Source organism: Pseudomonas sp. FP2196 (assembly GCF_030687715.1).
Lineage (GTDB): Bacteria > Pseudomonadota > Gammaproteobacteria > Pseudomonadales > Pseudomonadaceae > Aquipseudomonas.
Genome location: NZ_CP117445.1, coordinates 1,811,524 through 1,826,129 on the forward strand (window position 1 = coordinate 1,811,524; position 14,606 = coordinate 1,826,129).

Below are 14,606 nucleotides of genomic sequence, written 5' to 3' on the forward strand. Positions count from 1 at the left end.
CTATGACCACCGGGTTTGCGCCAAAGTGCCATGCCGCGGCACCAAACAGGCAGAATTCGGAGTAATAGTAGCTGGACGATACACTTTGCATCGCCTGGATGAAAAGTTAACTGTTGTTAGTGCTTGCGTCTGACAGGCCGAAGATTAAGCTGACCGCCGATTTTCGTTGATTGGAGAGTTTCATGTCCCGCCGTTTGCCCGTGATTCTGCTGCTCGTTTTGTTGCCGTTATGGCTGGCTGCCAGTTATGGCGCGCGTTATGGCTTTATGGAAGACGGGCAGTGGGTCGGCATCTGTGTGGATGAGGCCAGCCGTTGGGAGTGCTCGGTGCGGTCGAACCTTGGGTTGATGATTCACTTCAAAGTGTTGGGCTGGGCGGCGCTGGGTGCGGCGCTGATAGGTTTTGTCGTGCCGGGGCGGGCAGGGTGGTGGCTGGCGGTGCTGGCGCTGGTCTTCGGTTTGCCGGCGCTGGCGTTGTACAACACGACGCTGGCGGTGTTTGCGGTGGTGATTGGCGGGTTGCGCCTTGTCCGGGAGTCTCGCAGCGCCTGACAGTCAGCCTTCGCGAGCAAGCTCGCTCCCACAGGAGAATGCATTCCAAATGTGGGAGCGAGCCTGCTCGCGAAGAGGCCAGTACAGACGCTAAAGATCAGCGGATGCGAACCCGCAGACAGCGCCAAAGTGCAGCAACCATCAACAAACTCACCAGCGCCCAACCCCACGCCTGCTGATTCAGCAATCCTTCTTCATACAACTGCGGCGCAATGCCGGCGCCGATGATAAAGGTCAGTAGCGCAATCTCCCGACGCGGCACGCTAACCGGGCGGCACAGGTAAACCAGCGCCGGCAGGATGAACGCCATGCTCGCAAAGCTGCGATAACGCGCATCGAACACCATCTCCAGCATCATCACCGCCGCCGCGAACCCAGCCGCTGTCACCAGCCATCCGGCACGACGTTCCAGCAGATTGAACGCCCGTTCACGCCAGCCGGTACGTGCGCTCAGCGTCAGCGCGGCATGCGCCAACACCAACAGATTCAACGCGGTCAGCAGCCCGACCCACAGCCATTCACTGGCAAATCGAGTGGTCACGCGGGCCAGATCGCCCCACGCGCCGATTGAACAAGCGGCGAGGGCGCCCAACAGCGGAAGTACCAGTGCTGATTGTGTCGTGCGAACCCGGCCGCCGAGGATCAATGTGCCGAGGAAAATCAAACCGCCCACCACCAGCCACTGTTTCCAGTACGGCACGTTGGTCACGGGGCCTGCGAGCACTCCCTTGTCCTGGCGATCGGCATCGAACAGCCCCCAATAACCGCCGACCGCGCCTTCGCTCGCGCGTTTCCACGGCTGGTCGAACGCTTCGATCAAGTTGTAATGCCAGCCTTCTTTCTCGGCCATCGCCACGAAGCCGCGAATGAACTTGGCTTCGTTGACCCGGCTTGGCAGGGCGGTCTCGCGCTGGCGGCCTTCACTCGGCCAACCGGTTTCGCCGATCATCACGTCCTTGGGCGCGAATTTGTTGCCGAAGACCTGGCGCACCTGCGCCACGTGTTGTAGCGCCGCATCGATATTCGACGGATCGTCTTCCCAGTACGGCAGCAAGTGAATGGTCAGGAAATCCACCGCCGGCGCGACTTCCGGGTGTTTGAGCCAGAACTCCCAGACATCGGCATAGGTGACCGGTTGTTTGATCTGGCTCTTCACTTTGCTGATCAGTCTGACCAGCTGTGCGGCGGTGACTTCTTTACGCAGTAATGCTTCGTTACCGACGATCACCGCGTTGACCACGTCCGGGTTGGCGTTAGCCGATTTGATCAGCAGATCGACTTCCTTCTCGGTGTCCACCGGGTTGCTGTTGACCCAGGCGCCGATCATCAATTTCAGGCCATGTTTGCGCGCCAGGTCAGGCAGCGCTTCGAGGCCTGTCATCGAATAGGTACGGATGCATTCAAAGCGCGTCGCCAGCAGGGCGAGGTCGGCGTCCATGCGCTCCGGGCGCAGCTTGAACGGCACGTCGAACGGTGACTGGTCTTTGTCGAACGGGGTGTAGGAGGCGCATTGCAACTTGTGCGTCGGGGTGGCGGCGTCCGGCAGGATCACCGGTTTGCCCAGCCCATACCAGAAGCCAACGAGGGCAAACAGCCCGAGCAGGCAGGCGAAGACGTAAGGAAGAAAAGGAAAGCGGGAGGTCGCGGACATGGTCAGGCCGAGTGGCTGCAAAGCGACGCATGTTACCTGCATTTAACCGGGGGTTGGTGGCTCGCATGGTTTGACATGCAAAGTTTGGGCGGATTATTTGGCGTCATTAATATAGACGCGGTTAATGGCGTTCTGATGTCGTTTCTCGTTGCCTTGAGGTCGCTGACAGAGCAGGTCGCTGTGGGCGTCAGGTTGATGATCGAAGCCGTCAGTACTCCACTGATGTCCGGACGAGTTTGCGGTGAGGCGTGATGGGGGCGCTGTGCACCATAACAATACGTTGACGCCGCCCGTCATCCGTCGGGCGCAGCATTTCGGGGAAGTAACGATGAAGATGCGACGACTTTTAGGCGCAGGTGCCGCTCTGGCACTTGCGATGAGCTCCACTTTCGCCAGCGCTGAAAAACAGACCCTGAACATCGGTTACGTTGACGGCTGGTCCGACAGCGTCGCGACCACCCACGTGGCGGCCGAAGTGATCAAGCAGAAACTCGGCTACGACGTGAAACTGCAAGCCGTCGCCACCGGGATCATGTGGCAGGGTGTCGCCACCGGCAAACTCGACGCCATGCTGTCGGCCTGGCTGCCAGTGACCCACGGCGAATACTGGACGAAGAACAAGGATCAGGTCGTCGATTACGGCCCGAACTTCAAGGATGCGAAAATCGGCCTGATCGTCCCGGAATATGTAAAAGCCAAGTCGATCGAAGACCTGAAAACCGATGATACCTTCAAAAATCGCATCGTCGGCATCGACGCCGGTTCAGGCGTGATGCTCAAGACCGATCAGGCGATCAAGGATTACGGCCTCGATAAGTACACCCTCAAAGCCAGTTCCGGTGCTGGCATGATCGCCGAGCTGACACGTGCCGAGAAGAAAAACGAATCCATCGCCGTCACCGGTTGGGTGCCGCACTGGATGTTCGCCAAGTGGAAGCTGCGCTTCCTCGACGACCCGAAAGGCGTGTACGGCGCGGCTGAAACCGTGAACAGCATCGGCAGCAAGGGGCTGGATGCGAAAGCCCCAGAAGTGGCCAAGTTCCTGAAGAACTTCCAGTGGGCGTCGAAAGACGAAATCGGCGAAGTCATGCTGGCGATTCAGGACGGTGCCAAGCCTGATGCAGCCGCCAAGGATTGGGTGGCCAAACACCCGGATCGCGTGGCTGACTGGACTAAATAACCGCAACACACCGCAGCTCCCCTGCAGGAGTGAGCCTGCTCGCGATAGCAATCTGTCAGTTCATGCTGAGGTGACTGACATGGCGCTATCGAGAGCAGGCTCACTCCTGCATTTATTTGTGTGTGCTTGAAATTGGCAAAACTGTCATGGCGTTCTACTACTAAGGTCGTCTGGAACCTCTCCCGCAGCCGCATACATTAGCTACGTTCCAACAATAATCTGTGCTGCGAGGATAAAAACAATGAACGACAGCATTTACCTCTCGATTCAAAACAGTCCCCGATTCAAGGAACTGGTGCGAAAAAGGGAAAAGTTCGCCTGGATACTCTCGGCGATCATGCTCGGGCTCTACTCTGGCTTCATCCTTTTGATCGCTTACGGGCCGCACATACTGGGCGCCAAACTCAGTCCTGAATCCTCGATTACCTGGGGCATTCCGATCGGTGTCGGACTGATTCTTTCAGCATTCATCCTCACCGGGATCTACGTGCGCCGCGCCAATGGCGAGTTTGACGACCTGAACAATGCGATTCTCAAGGAGGCTCAGCAATGATCCGGCGTCTACTTACTCTATTGAGCGTTGCAGCTTTCGCGCCTTGTGCCTTTGCGGCTGACGCTTTGACGGGCGCAGTTGCCAAGCAGCCACTGAACATTCCAGCCATCCTGATGTTCGTGGCGTTTGTCGGCGCGACCTTGTACATCACCTACTGGGCCTCGAAGAAAAACAACTCGGCGGCCGACTACTATGCGGCGGGCGGCAAGATCACCGGTTTCCAGAATGGTCTGGCGATCGCCGGTGACTACATGTCGGCGGCGTCCTTCCTGGGGATTTCCGCGCTGGTGTTCACCTCCGGCTACGATGGCCTGATCTACTCGATCGGCTTCCTGGTGGGCTGGCCGATCATTCTGTTCCTGATCGCCGAACGTCTGCGTAACCTGGGTAAATACACCTTTGCCGACGTGGCGTCCTACCGCCTCGGGCAAACCCAGATTCGCACCCTGTCTGCCTGCGGCTCGCTGGTGGTGGTGGCGTTCTACCTGATCGCGCAAATGGTTGGTGCCGGCAAGTTGATCCAACTGTTGTTCGGTCTGGACTACCACGTGGCGGTGATTCTGGTCGGTGTGCTGATGTGCATGTACGTGTTGTTCGGCGGCATGCTGGCGACCACCTGGGTGCAGATCATCAAGGCTGTGCTGTTGCTGTCCGGTGCCTCGTTCATGGCGCTGATGGTAATGAAGCACGTCAACTTCGACTTCAACATGCTGTTCTCCGAGGCGATCAAGGTTCACCCTAAGGGTGAAGCGATCATGAGCCCTGGCGGCTTGGTGAAAGATCCGATTTCGGCGTTCTCCCTCGGTTTGGCGTTGATGTTCGGTACCGCTGGCCTGCCGCACATTCTGATGCGCTTCTTCACCGTGAGTGACGCTAAAGAAGCCCGTAAGAGCGTGCTGTACGCCACCGGTTTCATTGGTTACTTCTACATCCTTACCTTCATCATCGGCTTCGGCGCGATCCTGCTGGTCAGCACCAACCCGGCCTTCAAAGATGCTGCTGGCGCGCTGTTGGGCGGCAACAACATGGCGGCGGTGCATTTGGCCAACGCAGTGGGCGGTAGCATCTTCCTCGGCTTCATCTCGGCAGTGGCGTTCGCGACCATTCTGGCGGTTGTCGCGGGTCTGACCCTGGCCGGTGCTTCGGCGGTGTCTCACGACCTGTATGCCAGCGTGATCAAGAAGGGCAAGGCGAACGAGAAGGATGAGATCCGCGTTTCGAAGATCACCACCATTGCCTTGGCGGTGCTGGCGATTGGTCTGGGTATCCTGTTCGAAAGCCAGAACATTGCGTTCATGGTTGGCCTGGCGTTCTCGATCGCTGCGAGCTGCAACTTCCCGGTACTGCTGCTTTCGATGTACTGGAAGAAGCTGACAACTCGCGGTGCGATGATTGGCGGCTGGCTGGGTCTGGTGAGTGCGGTTGGCCTGATGGTGCTTGGCCCGACCATCTGGGTGCAGATTCTGCATCATGAGAAGGCGATCTTCCCTTACGAGTATCCTGCGTTGTTCTCGATGATCATCGCGTTTGTGGGGATCTGGTTCTTCTCGATTACCGACAAGTCGGCGGCTGCGGACAATGAGCGGGCGTTGTTCTTCCCGCAATTTGTGCGTTCGCAGACGGGGTTGGGGGCGAGTGGGGCGGTTTCGCATTGATCGCTTGATGCTTGTTTAAACGTTTTGCTGAATGCCCCGGTTGAGAGATCGGGGCATTTTTTGTGGGCGGTTATCGGACTGAGGTCTTTGTGGTTGGTGTTTATTGAGTACATATCCGTTGCTGCGGTAACGGCTTCATAGGGTTTCGACCTTACGGCGACTCACTTTTTTTCAAACCCCTAAAAAAAGTAAGCAAAAAAACGCTTGCTCCTACGTACGGCCCGCTCGCTGGGGCTCGGGGTGCCTTCGCTCCGGGATCCATCCGGGGGCATCGCCTACGGTTTGCTTCGCTGCACCTCCTCTCGATGTGTTTGGCTGCGCCAAACGGTCGCTGCGCTCCCACGCCCGGATCAATCCCTCCACTCAGCCTTCCGACGTCGCTTACAGATCAAGAGCTGCAGCCGAGCTAACGCTCATCCTGTTGAGTGGTGAAGAGCGTGTGTTCGGCTTTGGTTCGGTGGTGGATTTGCCCCTCACCCCAGCCCCCTCCCGAGGGAGAGGGAGCCGATTTGTGAGCTTTTCAGAATCTGAGTTCAACGCGGTATCGCACGTCGGCGTACCTCTACCAAACCACTCGGTCAGTCCCCTCTCCCTCCGGGAGAGGGCTAGGGTGAGGGGCTCTTGATCTGGCGTTTGATCTTGCTTTGGCTTTTGATCTTTTGCCCCATCGGCAGGCCGAGCGTAGGTGTCCATCCGGGGGTAGGCGCGCAGCGCCGTGCGGCGTAGCCGCATACATCGAGAGGAGGTGCAGCGAAGCAAACCGTAGGCGATGCCCCCGGATGGACACCGTAGCGAGGGAACACTGAGCCTCAGCGAAGTGCCGTACGCCAGGGGCAAAGCCTTTTGGTTCCTTTTTGGCGTTTGAAAAAGGGACTCGCTGTAAGAGCGAAACCGCCAGCGGCAGCACCCGAAGAAACGGATATGCCCCCAATCCCAAAACCCAAAATCCCAAACTTCAGACAAACAAAAACGGCCCCTATATAAATAGAGGCCGTTCCCGGTACAACTTTAAGACGTCATCGCAAGACAAGTCTTATTTGCGGTCTTCCAGCTTGGAAATGTCACGCGACTCGTAGCCGGTGTACAGCTGGCGCGGACGGCCGATCTTGTACGGGCTGGAGAGCATTTCTTTCCAGTGGGAGATCCAGCCGACAGTACGTGCCAGGGCGAAAATCACGGTAAACATGCTGGTCGGAATGCCGATCGCCTTGAGGATGATCCCCGAGTAGAAGTCGACGTTCGGGTACAGCGAGCGTTCGATGAAGTACGGGTCGGTCAGCGCGATCTCTTCCAGGCGCATGGCCAGTTCGAGTTGCGGATCGTTGTTGATGCCCAGTTCTTTCAGTACTTCGTCGCAGGTCTGCTTCATTACAGTCGCGCGAGGGTCGCGGTTCTTGTAAACGCGGTGACCGAAGCCCATCAGTTTGAACGGATCGTTCTTGTCCTTGGCCTTGGCGATGAACTTGTCGATGTTCGAGACATCTCCGATTTCATCGAGCATGGTCAGAACGGCTTCGTTCGCACCGCCGTGGGCAGGGCCCCACAGTGCGGCGATACCGGCGGCAATACAGGCGAACGGGTTGGCACCCGAAGAACCTGCCAGGCGCACGGTGGAAGTCGATGCGTTCTGCTCGTGGTCGGCGTGGAGGATGAAGATCCGGTCCATGGCCTTGGCGAGCACCGGGCTGATCGGTTTGATCTCGCACGGGGTGTTGAACATCATGTGCAGGAAGTTTTCCGCGTACGTCAGGTCGTTGCGCGGGTACATCATGGGTTGGCCCATGGAGTACTTGTAAACCATCGCTGCCAGGGTCGGCATCTTGGCAACCAGACGGATCGCGGAGATTTCGCGATGCTGCGGGTTATTGATGTCCAGGGAGTCGTGGTAGAAGGCCGAGAGGGCGCCGACTACGCCGCACATGACGGCCATCGGGTGGGCGTCGCGACGGAAACCGTTGAAGAAGGTTTTCAGCTGCTCGTGAACCATGGTGTGGTTCTTGACGGTGCTGACGAACTGGGCCTTCTGTTCTGCTGTCGGCAGTTCGCCATTGAGCAGCAGGTAGCAGGTTTCCAGGTAGTCTGACTTTTCAGCCAGTTGTTCGATCGGGTAGCCGCGGTGCAACAGAATGCCGTTGTCGCCGTCGATATAGGTGATCTTCGATTCGCACGAGGCGGTCGACATGAAACCAGGGTCGAAAGTGAAGCGGCCCGTGGCCGTCAGGCCCCGAACATCGATTACATCGGGACCAACGGTGCCGGTTAAAATGGGCAGCTCGACGGGGGCTGCGCCCTCGATGATCAACTGCGCTTTTTTGTCAGCCATGTGGCCTCCTATTTATGCTTGAACCATCAGACAGACCCCCCACGCAGGGCCCGCACCACTATAGTGAGATAAATTCGAATGTCAATTTGCCTAAAGTCTTGCTCCAGAAGGCTTTAAACGCAGTTTTTCCTCGAAATTGCCTGCCATTTACGCCTTTTATTCAACTTGTGCAATCAGCTATTGGGGGTAGGTGATTGCGTTGTCATTAGTAGCCTAACTGTCTATACTCGGCCACCGACCGCCAAGGGCTTTTGGGCCTGCTTTATTGGGGGTCGCATCCCTGGGTGGTGGTTACCTGACCAGTGCACTCCCCAACAACTTTGCCCTGATTGTTAGGGGCTCTTCAGTGTGAAAAAAAAGCCGTGAAAAGCCAACGACCTGTAAACCTAGACCTAAGGACCATCAAACTCCCCATCACCGGCGTTACGTCGTTTCTTCACCGTGTTTCCGGCATCATCCTCTTCCTGGGTATCGGCTTCATGCTTTATGCATTGGGCAAGTCTCTGGGTTCCGAGGAAGGTTTTGCCGAAGTGAAGGCATGCTTGACCAGCCCGCTGGCCAAGTTCGTAGCATGGGGCCTCCTGTCCGCTCTGCTGTATCACCTGGTAGCCGGTGTGCGCCACTTGATCATGGATATGGGCATCGGTGAGACGCTGGAAGGCGGCCGCCTGGGCTCGAAAATTATCATCGCCGTTTCCGTGGTGTTGATCGTTCTGGCAGGAGTTTGGATATGGTAACCAGCGTTACGAACCTTTCGCGTTCGGGCCTCTATGACTGGATGGCGCAACGTGTGTCTGCGGTTGTTCTCGCGGCTTATTTCATTTTCCTGATCGGATACCTTGCAGCGAATCCGGGCATTGGCTACGACCAGTGGCACGGCCTGTTCGCCCACAACGGGATGCGTATCTTCAGTCTGCTGGCCCTTGTTGCTCTTGGCGCTCACGCCTGGGTCGGCATGTGGACCATCGCGACCGACTACCTGACGCCAATGGCGCTGGGCAAGTCCGCGACCGCAGTACGTTTCCTTTTCCAGGCAGTATGCGGCGTTGCAATGTTCGCTTACTTCGTCTGGGGTGTGCAGATTCTCTGGGGTATCTGAGTCATGGCTAACATTCCAACGATTTCTTTCGACGCCATCATTATTGGTGGTGGCGGTGCCGGCATGCGCGCTGCGCTGCAACTGGCGCAGGGCGGTCACAAGACTGCCGTGATCACCAAGGTTTTCCCGACCCGTTCGCACACTGTGTCCGCCCAGGGCGGCATCACCTGCGCAATCGCGTCCGCTGACCCGAACGATGACTGGCGCTGGCACATGTACGATACCGTCAAGGGCTCCGACTACATCGGTGACCAGGACGCTATCGAGTACATGTGTCAGGAAGGCCCGGCTGCTGTTTTCGAGCTGGATCACATGGGTCTGCCGTTCTCGCGTACCGAGCAGGGCCGTATCTACCAGCGTCCGTTCGGCGGTCAGTCCAAGGACTACGGCAAAGGCGGTCAGGCTGCACGTACTTGCGCCGCTTCCGACCGCACTGGTCACGCACTGCTGCACACTCTTTATCAGGGCAACCTGAAAGCCGGTACCACGTTCCTGAACGAGTACTACGCTGTCGACCTGGTGAAAAACCAGGAAGGCGAGTTCGTCGGTGTGATCGCGATCTGCATCGAAACTGGCGAAACCTCCTACATCCGCGCGAAAGCTACCGTATTGGCTACCGGCGGTGCAGGCCGTATCTACGCTTCCACCACCAACGCCCTGATCAACACCGGTGACGGCGTCGGCATGGCTCTGCGTGCTGGCGTGCCGGTACAAGACATCGAAATGTGGCAGTTCCACCCGACCGGCATCGCCGGCGCCGGTGTACTGGTAACAGAAGGTTGCCGTGGTGAAGGTGGTTACCTGATCAACAAGCACGGCGAGCGTTTCATGGAGCGTTACGCTCCGAACGCCAAAGACCTTGCCGGTCGTGACGTGGTTGCTCGCTCGATGGTTAAAGAAATCATCGCCGGCAACGGTTGCGGTCCGAATGGCGACCACGTAATGCTCAAACTCGACCACTTGGGCGAGGAAGTGCTGCACAGCCGTCTGCCAGGCATCTGCGAACTGTCGAAGACTTTCGCCCACGTTGACCCGGTGGTTGCTCCGGTTCCGGTTGTTCCGACTTGCCACTATATGATGGGCGGCGTTGCCACCAACATTCATGGTCAGGCGATCACCCAGAACGCCGATGGCGTGGATCAGATCATCCCTGGTCTGTTCGCTGTAGGTGAAGTGGCTTGCGTATCGGTTCACGGTGCCAACCGTCTGGGCGGCAACTCGCTGCTCGACCTGGTGGTATTCGGCCGTGCTGCCGGCCTGCACCTGGAAAAGGCGCTGACCGACGGCATCGAATACGACGACGCTACCGAAGCCGATATCGAAGCTGCCCTGTCGCGCCTGAACTCGCTGAACAGCCGTACCGATGGCGAAGACGTGGCAACCCTGCGTCGTGAGCTGCAAAGCTGCATGCAGAACTACTTCGGTGTGTTCCGTACCGGCGAATACATGCAGAAAGGTATCGCTCAACTGGCCGATCTGCGTCAGCGTATCGCTAACGTGAAGATCAACGATAAGTCGCAGGCTTTCAACACTGCACGTATCGAAGCGCTGGAACTGCAAAACCTGCTGGAAGTGGCTGAAGCGACTGCCATCGCTGCCGAAGTACGTAAAGAGTCCCGCGGTGCGCACGCCCGTGAAGACTTCGAAGACCGTGACGACGAAAACTGGCTGTGCCACACCCTGTACTTCCCGGGTGACAAGCGCGTCACCAAGCGTGCCGTTAACTTCTCGCCGAAGACTGTTCCGACTTTCGAACCGAAAGTCCGGACTTATTAAGGGTGACCGCCATGTTGCAAGTCAGTGTTTATCGCTACAACCCTGATCAGGACGCTGCGCCGTTCATGCAGGAATTCCAGGTCGATACCGGTGGTAAAGACCTGATGGTGCTGGACGTGCTGGCCCTGATCAAAGAGCAGGACGAGGGTTTCTCCTATCGTCGCTCTTGCCGTGAAGGCGTCTGCGGTTCCGACGGCATGAACATCAACGGCAAGAACGGCCTGGCGTGCATCACGCCTTTGTCCGCTGTCGTGAAAGGTAACAAGTTGATCGTTCGTCCGCTGCCAGGTTTGCCGGTTATCCGTGACCTGGTCGTCGATATGAGCATCTTCTACAAGCAATACGAGAAGGTGAAGCCTTACCTGCAGAACGACACGCCGGCTCCGGCCATCGAGCGTCTGCAGTCGCCAGAAGAGCGTGAAAAGCTCGACGGTCTGTACGAGTGCATCCTGTGCGCTTGCTGCTCGACCTCTTGCCCGTCCTTCTGGTGGAACCCGGACAAGTTTCTGGGTCCAGCCGCTCTGCTGCAAGCCTATCGCTTCCTGGCAGACAGCCGTGACACCAAGACCAACGAGCGTCTGGCTTCGCTCGATGACCCGTTCAGCGTATTCCGCTGCCGGGGCATCATGAACTGCGTCAACGTATGTCCGAAAGGCCTGAACCCGACTAAGGCCATCGGTCACATCCGTAACATGCTGCTTTCGAGCGGCGTGTGATTCAGCTGCTGTAACCGCTGTACCGTAGAGGCTGTGGCGCGGGCTTCAACCCGCGTCATGGCTATAACCAGAGCAGTAGTCACAAGCTGCAGCTCTTATTTTGAAGAAATGAGACAAGCAGGGGCATCCGGGCTGGTACCCGGACTATCAGTGTGATCCTAAGTGGCTTGTTTTAGTCGCTGCATTCGGACTTCTGCAAGTTTGCTCGGTGTCGACACCGATGGTGTTCCCCTAACCGAGGGTGACCAAGCATGCAAGAAAGCGTGATGCAGCGCATGTGGAACAGCGCCTACCTTTCAGGTGGAAACGCTGCCTATGTGGAAGAGCTTTATGAGCTCTACCTGCACGACCCTAACGCTGTGCCAGAAGAGTGGCGCACCTACTTTCAGAAGTTGCCTGCCGACGGCAACTCTGCCACTGATGTTTCGCACTCGACAATTCGCGATCATTTCGTGCTGCTGGCAAAGAACCAGCGCCGCGCCCAACCGGTTTCCGCCGGGAGCGTGAGCAGCGAGCACGAGAAGAAGCAAGTTGAAGTGCTGCGATTGATCCAGGCCTACCGTATGCGTGGCCACCAGGCAGCCCAGCTTGACCCGCTGGGACTGTGGCAGCGTCCTGCACCTGCAGACCTGTCGATCAATCATTACGGCTTGACCAATGCCGATCTTGATACGACCTTCCGTGCCGGCGACCTGTTCATCGGCAAAGAGGAAGCGAGCCTACGCGAAATTCACGAAGCGTTGCAGCAGACATATTGCCGCACCATCGGCGCTGAATTTACGCATATCACCGATTCCGAGCAGCGCCAGTGGTTCCAGCAGCGTCTGGAAAGCGTGCGTGGTCGTCCGACGTACTCCGCCGACATCAAGAGCCACCTGCTTGAGCGCGTGACTGCCGGTGAAGGTCTGGAAAAATACCTGGGCACCAAATACCCGGGTACCAAGCGTTTCGGTCTGGAAGGCGGCGAGAGCCTGATTCCGATGCTCGACGAACTGATCCAGCGTTCCGGTTCCTACGGCACCAAGGAAGTTGTCATCGGCATGGCCCACCGTGGTCGTCTGAACGTGCTGGTCAACACCTTCGGCAAGAATCCGCGCGAGCTGTTCGACGAGTTCGAAGGCAAGAAAAAGGTTGAATTGGGTTCCGGTGACGTTAAATACCACCAGGGTTTCTCGTCCAACGTGATGACCGCCGGCGGTGAAGTTCACCTGGCCATGGCGTTCAACCCGTCCCACCTGGAAATCGTTTCCCCTGTGGTCGAAGGTTCGGTTCGCGCCCGTCAGGATCGTCGTAACGATTCGACCGGTGAGAAGGTTCTGCCGATCTCCATCCACGGTGACGCGGCATTCGCCGGTCAAGGCGTGGTCATGGAAACCTTTCAGATGTCCCAGACCCGCGGTTTCAAGACCGGCGGTACTGTGCACATCGTGATCAACAACCAGGTTGGTTTCACCATCAGCAACCCGCTGGACTCGCGTTCCACCGAGTACGCCACCGACGTTGCCAAGATGATCCAGGCGCCGATCCTCCATGTGAATGGTGATGATCCGGAAGCTGTATTGTTCGTGACCCAGTTGGCCATCGACTACCGCATGCAGTTCAAGCGTGACGTGGTGATCGATCTGGTCTGCTACCGTCGTCGCGGCCACAACGAGGCCGACGAGCCAAGCGGCACTCAGCCTCTGATGTATCAGCAAATCACCAAGCAGCGCACCACCCGTGAGCTGTACGCTGATCGTCTGACCCAGGGCGGTGTTCTTGACGCAGAGCGTGTTCAGGCGAAAGTCGACGAATACCGCAACGCGCTGGACAACGGTCTGCACGTAGTGAAAAGCCTGGTCAAAGAACCGAACAAAGAGCTGTTCGTGGACTGGCGTCCGTATCTGGGCCACGCCTGGACTGCGCGCCACGACACCCGTTTCGATCTGAAGACCCTGCAGGAACTGTCCGCCAAGCTGCTGGAAATTCCGGAAGGCTTCGTGGTTCAGCGCCAGGTTGCGAAGATCTACGAAGACCGTCAGAAGATGCAAGCCGGCGGCCTGCCGATCAACTGGGGTTACGCTGAAACCATGGCGTACGCGACCCTGGCGTTCGAAGGTCACCCGATCCGCATGACCGGTCAGGACATCGGCCGCGGTACGTTCTCGCACCGTCACGCTGTGTTGCACAACCAGAAAGACGCGGGCACCTATATTCCGCTGCAGAACCTGTATGACGGTCAGCCACGCTTCGACCTGTATGACTCGTTCCTGTCGGAAGAGGCTGTTTTGGCTTTCGAATACGGTTACTCGACCACCACGCCAAACGCGCTGGTGATCTGGGAAGCCCAGTTCGGCGACTTCGCCAACGGTGCACAGGTTGTTATCGACCAGTTCATCACCAGCGGCGAGCACAAGTGGGGCCGTCTCTGCGGTCTGACCATGTTGCTGCCACACGGTTACGAAGGTCAGGGCCCTGAGCACAGCTCGGCACGTCTTGAGCGTTACCTGCAGCTGTGCGCCGAGCACAACATTCAGGTGTGTATGCCGACCACTCCGGCACAGATCTACCACTTGCTGCGACGTCAGGTGATTCGCCCTCTGCGCAAACCTCTGGTAGTCCTGACTCCGAAGTCGCTGCTGCGCCACAAGTTGGCCATCTCGACGCTGGAAGATCTGGCCGAAGGTTCGTTCCAGACCGTGATCCCTGAAATCGATGCTCAAGACCCGAAAAAGGTCGAGCGCATTGTTCTGTGCAGCGGCAAGGTTTACTACGATCTGTTGGAAAAACGCCGTGCCGAAGGCCGTGACGATATCGCCGTCGTACGTATCGAGCAGTTGTACCCATTCCCTGAGGACGACTTGAACGAAGTCCTGGCTCCGTACACCAACCTCAAACATATCGTTTGGTGTCAGGAAGAGCCGATGAACCAGGGTGCCTGGTACTGCAGCCAGCACCACATGCGCCGCATCGTTGGCAATCACAACAAGTCTCTCGTGCTTGAGTACGCGGGTCGTGATGCTTCTGCTGCACCTGCTTGTGGTTACGCATCGATGCACGCCGAGCAGCAGGAAAAACTGCTGCAAGACGCGTTTACCGTTTAACGCCTTCGCGCACCTGAAA

The 14,606-nt window shown here is 57.7% G+C and carries 11 protein-coding genes; 9 read left to right on the forward strand and 2 right to left on the reverse strand.

Going from position 1 to position 14,606, the window contains the following annotated elements; all coding sequences use genetic code 11:
- Nucleotides 1–182 precede the first annotated feature (182 nt).
- On the forward strand, nt 183–551 hold the full coding sequence (locus PSH79_RS08220) for a hypothetical protein (RefSeq protein WP_305442101.1): 369 nt from the start codon (nt 183–185) through the stop codon (nt 549–551).
- A 97-nt stretch (nt 552–648) separates the two neighbouring features.
- On the opposite strand, the gene PSH79_RS08225 is transcribed toward PSH79_RS08220, so the two are convergent.
- On the reverse strand, nt 649–2,244 hold the full coding sequence (locus PSH79_RS08225) for a glycosyl hydrolase family 17 protein (RefSeq protein WP_305442103.1): 1,596 nt from the start codon (nt 2,242–2,244) through the stop codon (nt 649–651).
- A 286-nt stretch (nt 2,245–2,530) separates the two neighbouring features.
- Here PSH79_RS08225 and PSH79_RS08230 point away from each other — a divergent pair, with 286 nt between their 5' ends.
- From PSH79_RS08230 to PSH79_RS08240, 3 genes are all read left to right on the forward strand, one after another.
- Nucleotides 2,531–3,382, forward strand: coding sequence for a glycine betaine ABC transporter substrate-binding protein (locus PSH79_RS08230; RefSeq protein ID WP_095190653.1), 852 nt, complete (start codon nt 2,531–2,533; stop codon nt 3,380–3,382).
- A 241-nt stretch (nt 3,383–3,623) separates the two neighbouring features.
- A complete protein-coding gene (locus PSH79_RS08235) occupies nt 3,624–3,935 on the forward strand; it encodes a DUF485 domain-containing protein (RefSeq protein ID WP_047600264.1) in 312 nt (103 codons plus the stop codon).
- On the forward strand, nt 3,932–5,590 hold the full coding sequence (locus PSH79_RS08240) for a cation acetate symporter (protein WP_305442104.1): 1,659 nt from the start codon (nt 3,932–3,934) through the stop codon (nt 5,588–5,590). Before PSH79_RS08235 ends, PSH79_RS08240 begins: the two co-directional genes overlap by 4 nt.
- A 1,033-nt stretch (nt 5,591–6,623) precedes the next feature.
- Here the strand turns inward: PSH79_RS08240 and gltA are convergent.
- Entirely contained in the window at nt 6,624–7,913 is a 1,290-nt protein-coding gene (gltA, locus tag PSH79_RS08245) for a citrate synthase (RefSeq protein ID WP_007919904.1), read from the reverse strand.
- Between the two features lie 362 nt (nt 7,914–8,275).
- Here gltA and sdhC point away from each other — a divergent pair, with 362 nt between their 5' ends.
- The 5 genes from sdhC to PSH79_RS08270 all read left to right on the forward strand — a co-directional run bounded on the left by sdhC (nt 8,276) and on the right by PSH79_RS08270 (nt 14,587).
- Entirely contained in the window at nt 8,276–8,650 is a 375-nt protein-coding gene (gene sdhC / locus PSH79_RS08250; RefSeq protein WP_034156251.1) for a succinate dehydrogenase, cytochrome b556 subunit, read from the forward strand.
- Nucleotides 8,644–9,012 carry a succinate dehydrogenase, hydrophobic membrane anchor protein gene (gene sdhD / locus PSH79_RS08255; protein WP_007977503.1) on the forward strand — a complete coding sequence of 123 codons (369 nt, stop codon included), beginning with the start codon at nt 8,644–8,646 and terminating at the stop codon, nt 9,010–9,012. Before sdhC ends, sdhD begins: the two co-directional genes overlap by 7 nt.
- A 3-nt stretch (nt 9,013–9,015) precedes the next feature.
- The gene (gene sdhA, locus PSH79_RS08260; RefSeq protein ID WP_305442108.1) at nt 9,016–10,788 is read left to right on the forward strand and encodes a succinate dehydrogenase flavoprotein subunit; all 1,773 of its coding nucleotides are present in this window, start codon (nt 9,016–9,018) and stop codon (nt 10,786–10,788) included.
- 11 nt (nt 10,789–10,799) lie between these two features.
- A complete protein-coding gene (locus PSH79_RS08265) occupies nt 10,800–11,504 on the forward strand; it encodes a succinate dehydrogenase iron-sulfur subunit (RefSeq protein WP_038364054.1) in 705 nt (234 codons plus the stop codon).
- Nucleotides 11,505–11,755: 251 nt separating this feature from the next.
- Nucleotides 11,756–14,587 carry a 2-oxoglutarate dehydrogenase E1 component gene (locus tag PSH79_RS08270; protein WP_305442109.1) on the forward strand — a complete coding sequence of 944 codons (2,832 nt, stop codon included), beginning with the start codon at nt 11,756–11,758 and terminating at the stop codon, nt 14,585–14,587.
- Nucleotides 14,588–14,606 lie beyond the last annotated feature (19 nt).

Excerpts from the sequence above, each read along its gene's own strand:
- PSH79_RS08220 (WP_305442101.1), top strand. The coding sequence starts at position 183 with ATGTCCCGCCGTTTGCCCGTGATTCTGCTGCTCGTTTTGTTGCCGTTA.
- sdhD (WP_007977503.1), top strand. The coding sequence starts at position 8,644 with ATGGTAACCAGCGTTACGAACCTTTCGCGTTCGGGCCTCTATGACTGG.
- PSH79_RS08235 (WP_047600264.1), top strand. The coding sequence starts at position 3,624 with ATGAACGACAGCATTTACCTCTCGATTCAAAACAGTCCCCGATTCAAG.
- PSH79_RS08230 (WP_095190653.1), top strand. The coding sequence starts at position 2,531 with ATGAAGATGCGACGACTTTTAGGCGCAGGTGCCGCTCTGGCACTTGCG.
- sdhA (WP_305442108.1), top strand. The coding sequence starts at position 9,016 with ATGGCTAACATTCCAACGATTTCTTTCGACGCCATCATTATTGGTGGT.
- PSH79_RS08240 (WP_305442104.1), top strand. The coding sequence starts at position 3,932 with ATGATCCGGCGTCTACTTACTCTATTGAGCGTTGCAGCTTTCGCGCCT.
- PSH79_RS08265 (WP_038364054.1), top strand. The coding sequence starts at position 10,800 with ATGTTGCAAGTCAGTGTTTATCGCTACAACCCTGATCAGGACGCTGCG.
- gltA (WP_007919904.1), bottom strand. The coding sequence starts at position 7,913 with ATGGCTGACAAAAAAGCGCAGTTGATCATCGAGGGCGCAGCCCCCGTC.
- PSH79_RS08270 (WP_305442109.1), top strand. The coding sequence starts at position 11,756 with ATGCAAGAAAGCGTGATGCAGCGCATGTGGAACAGCGCCTACCTTTCA.
- PSH79_RS08225 (WP_305442103.1), bottom strand. The coding sequence starts at position 2,244 with ATGCAGGTAACATGCGTCGCTTTGCAGCCACTCGGCCTGACCATGTCC.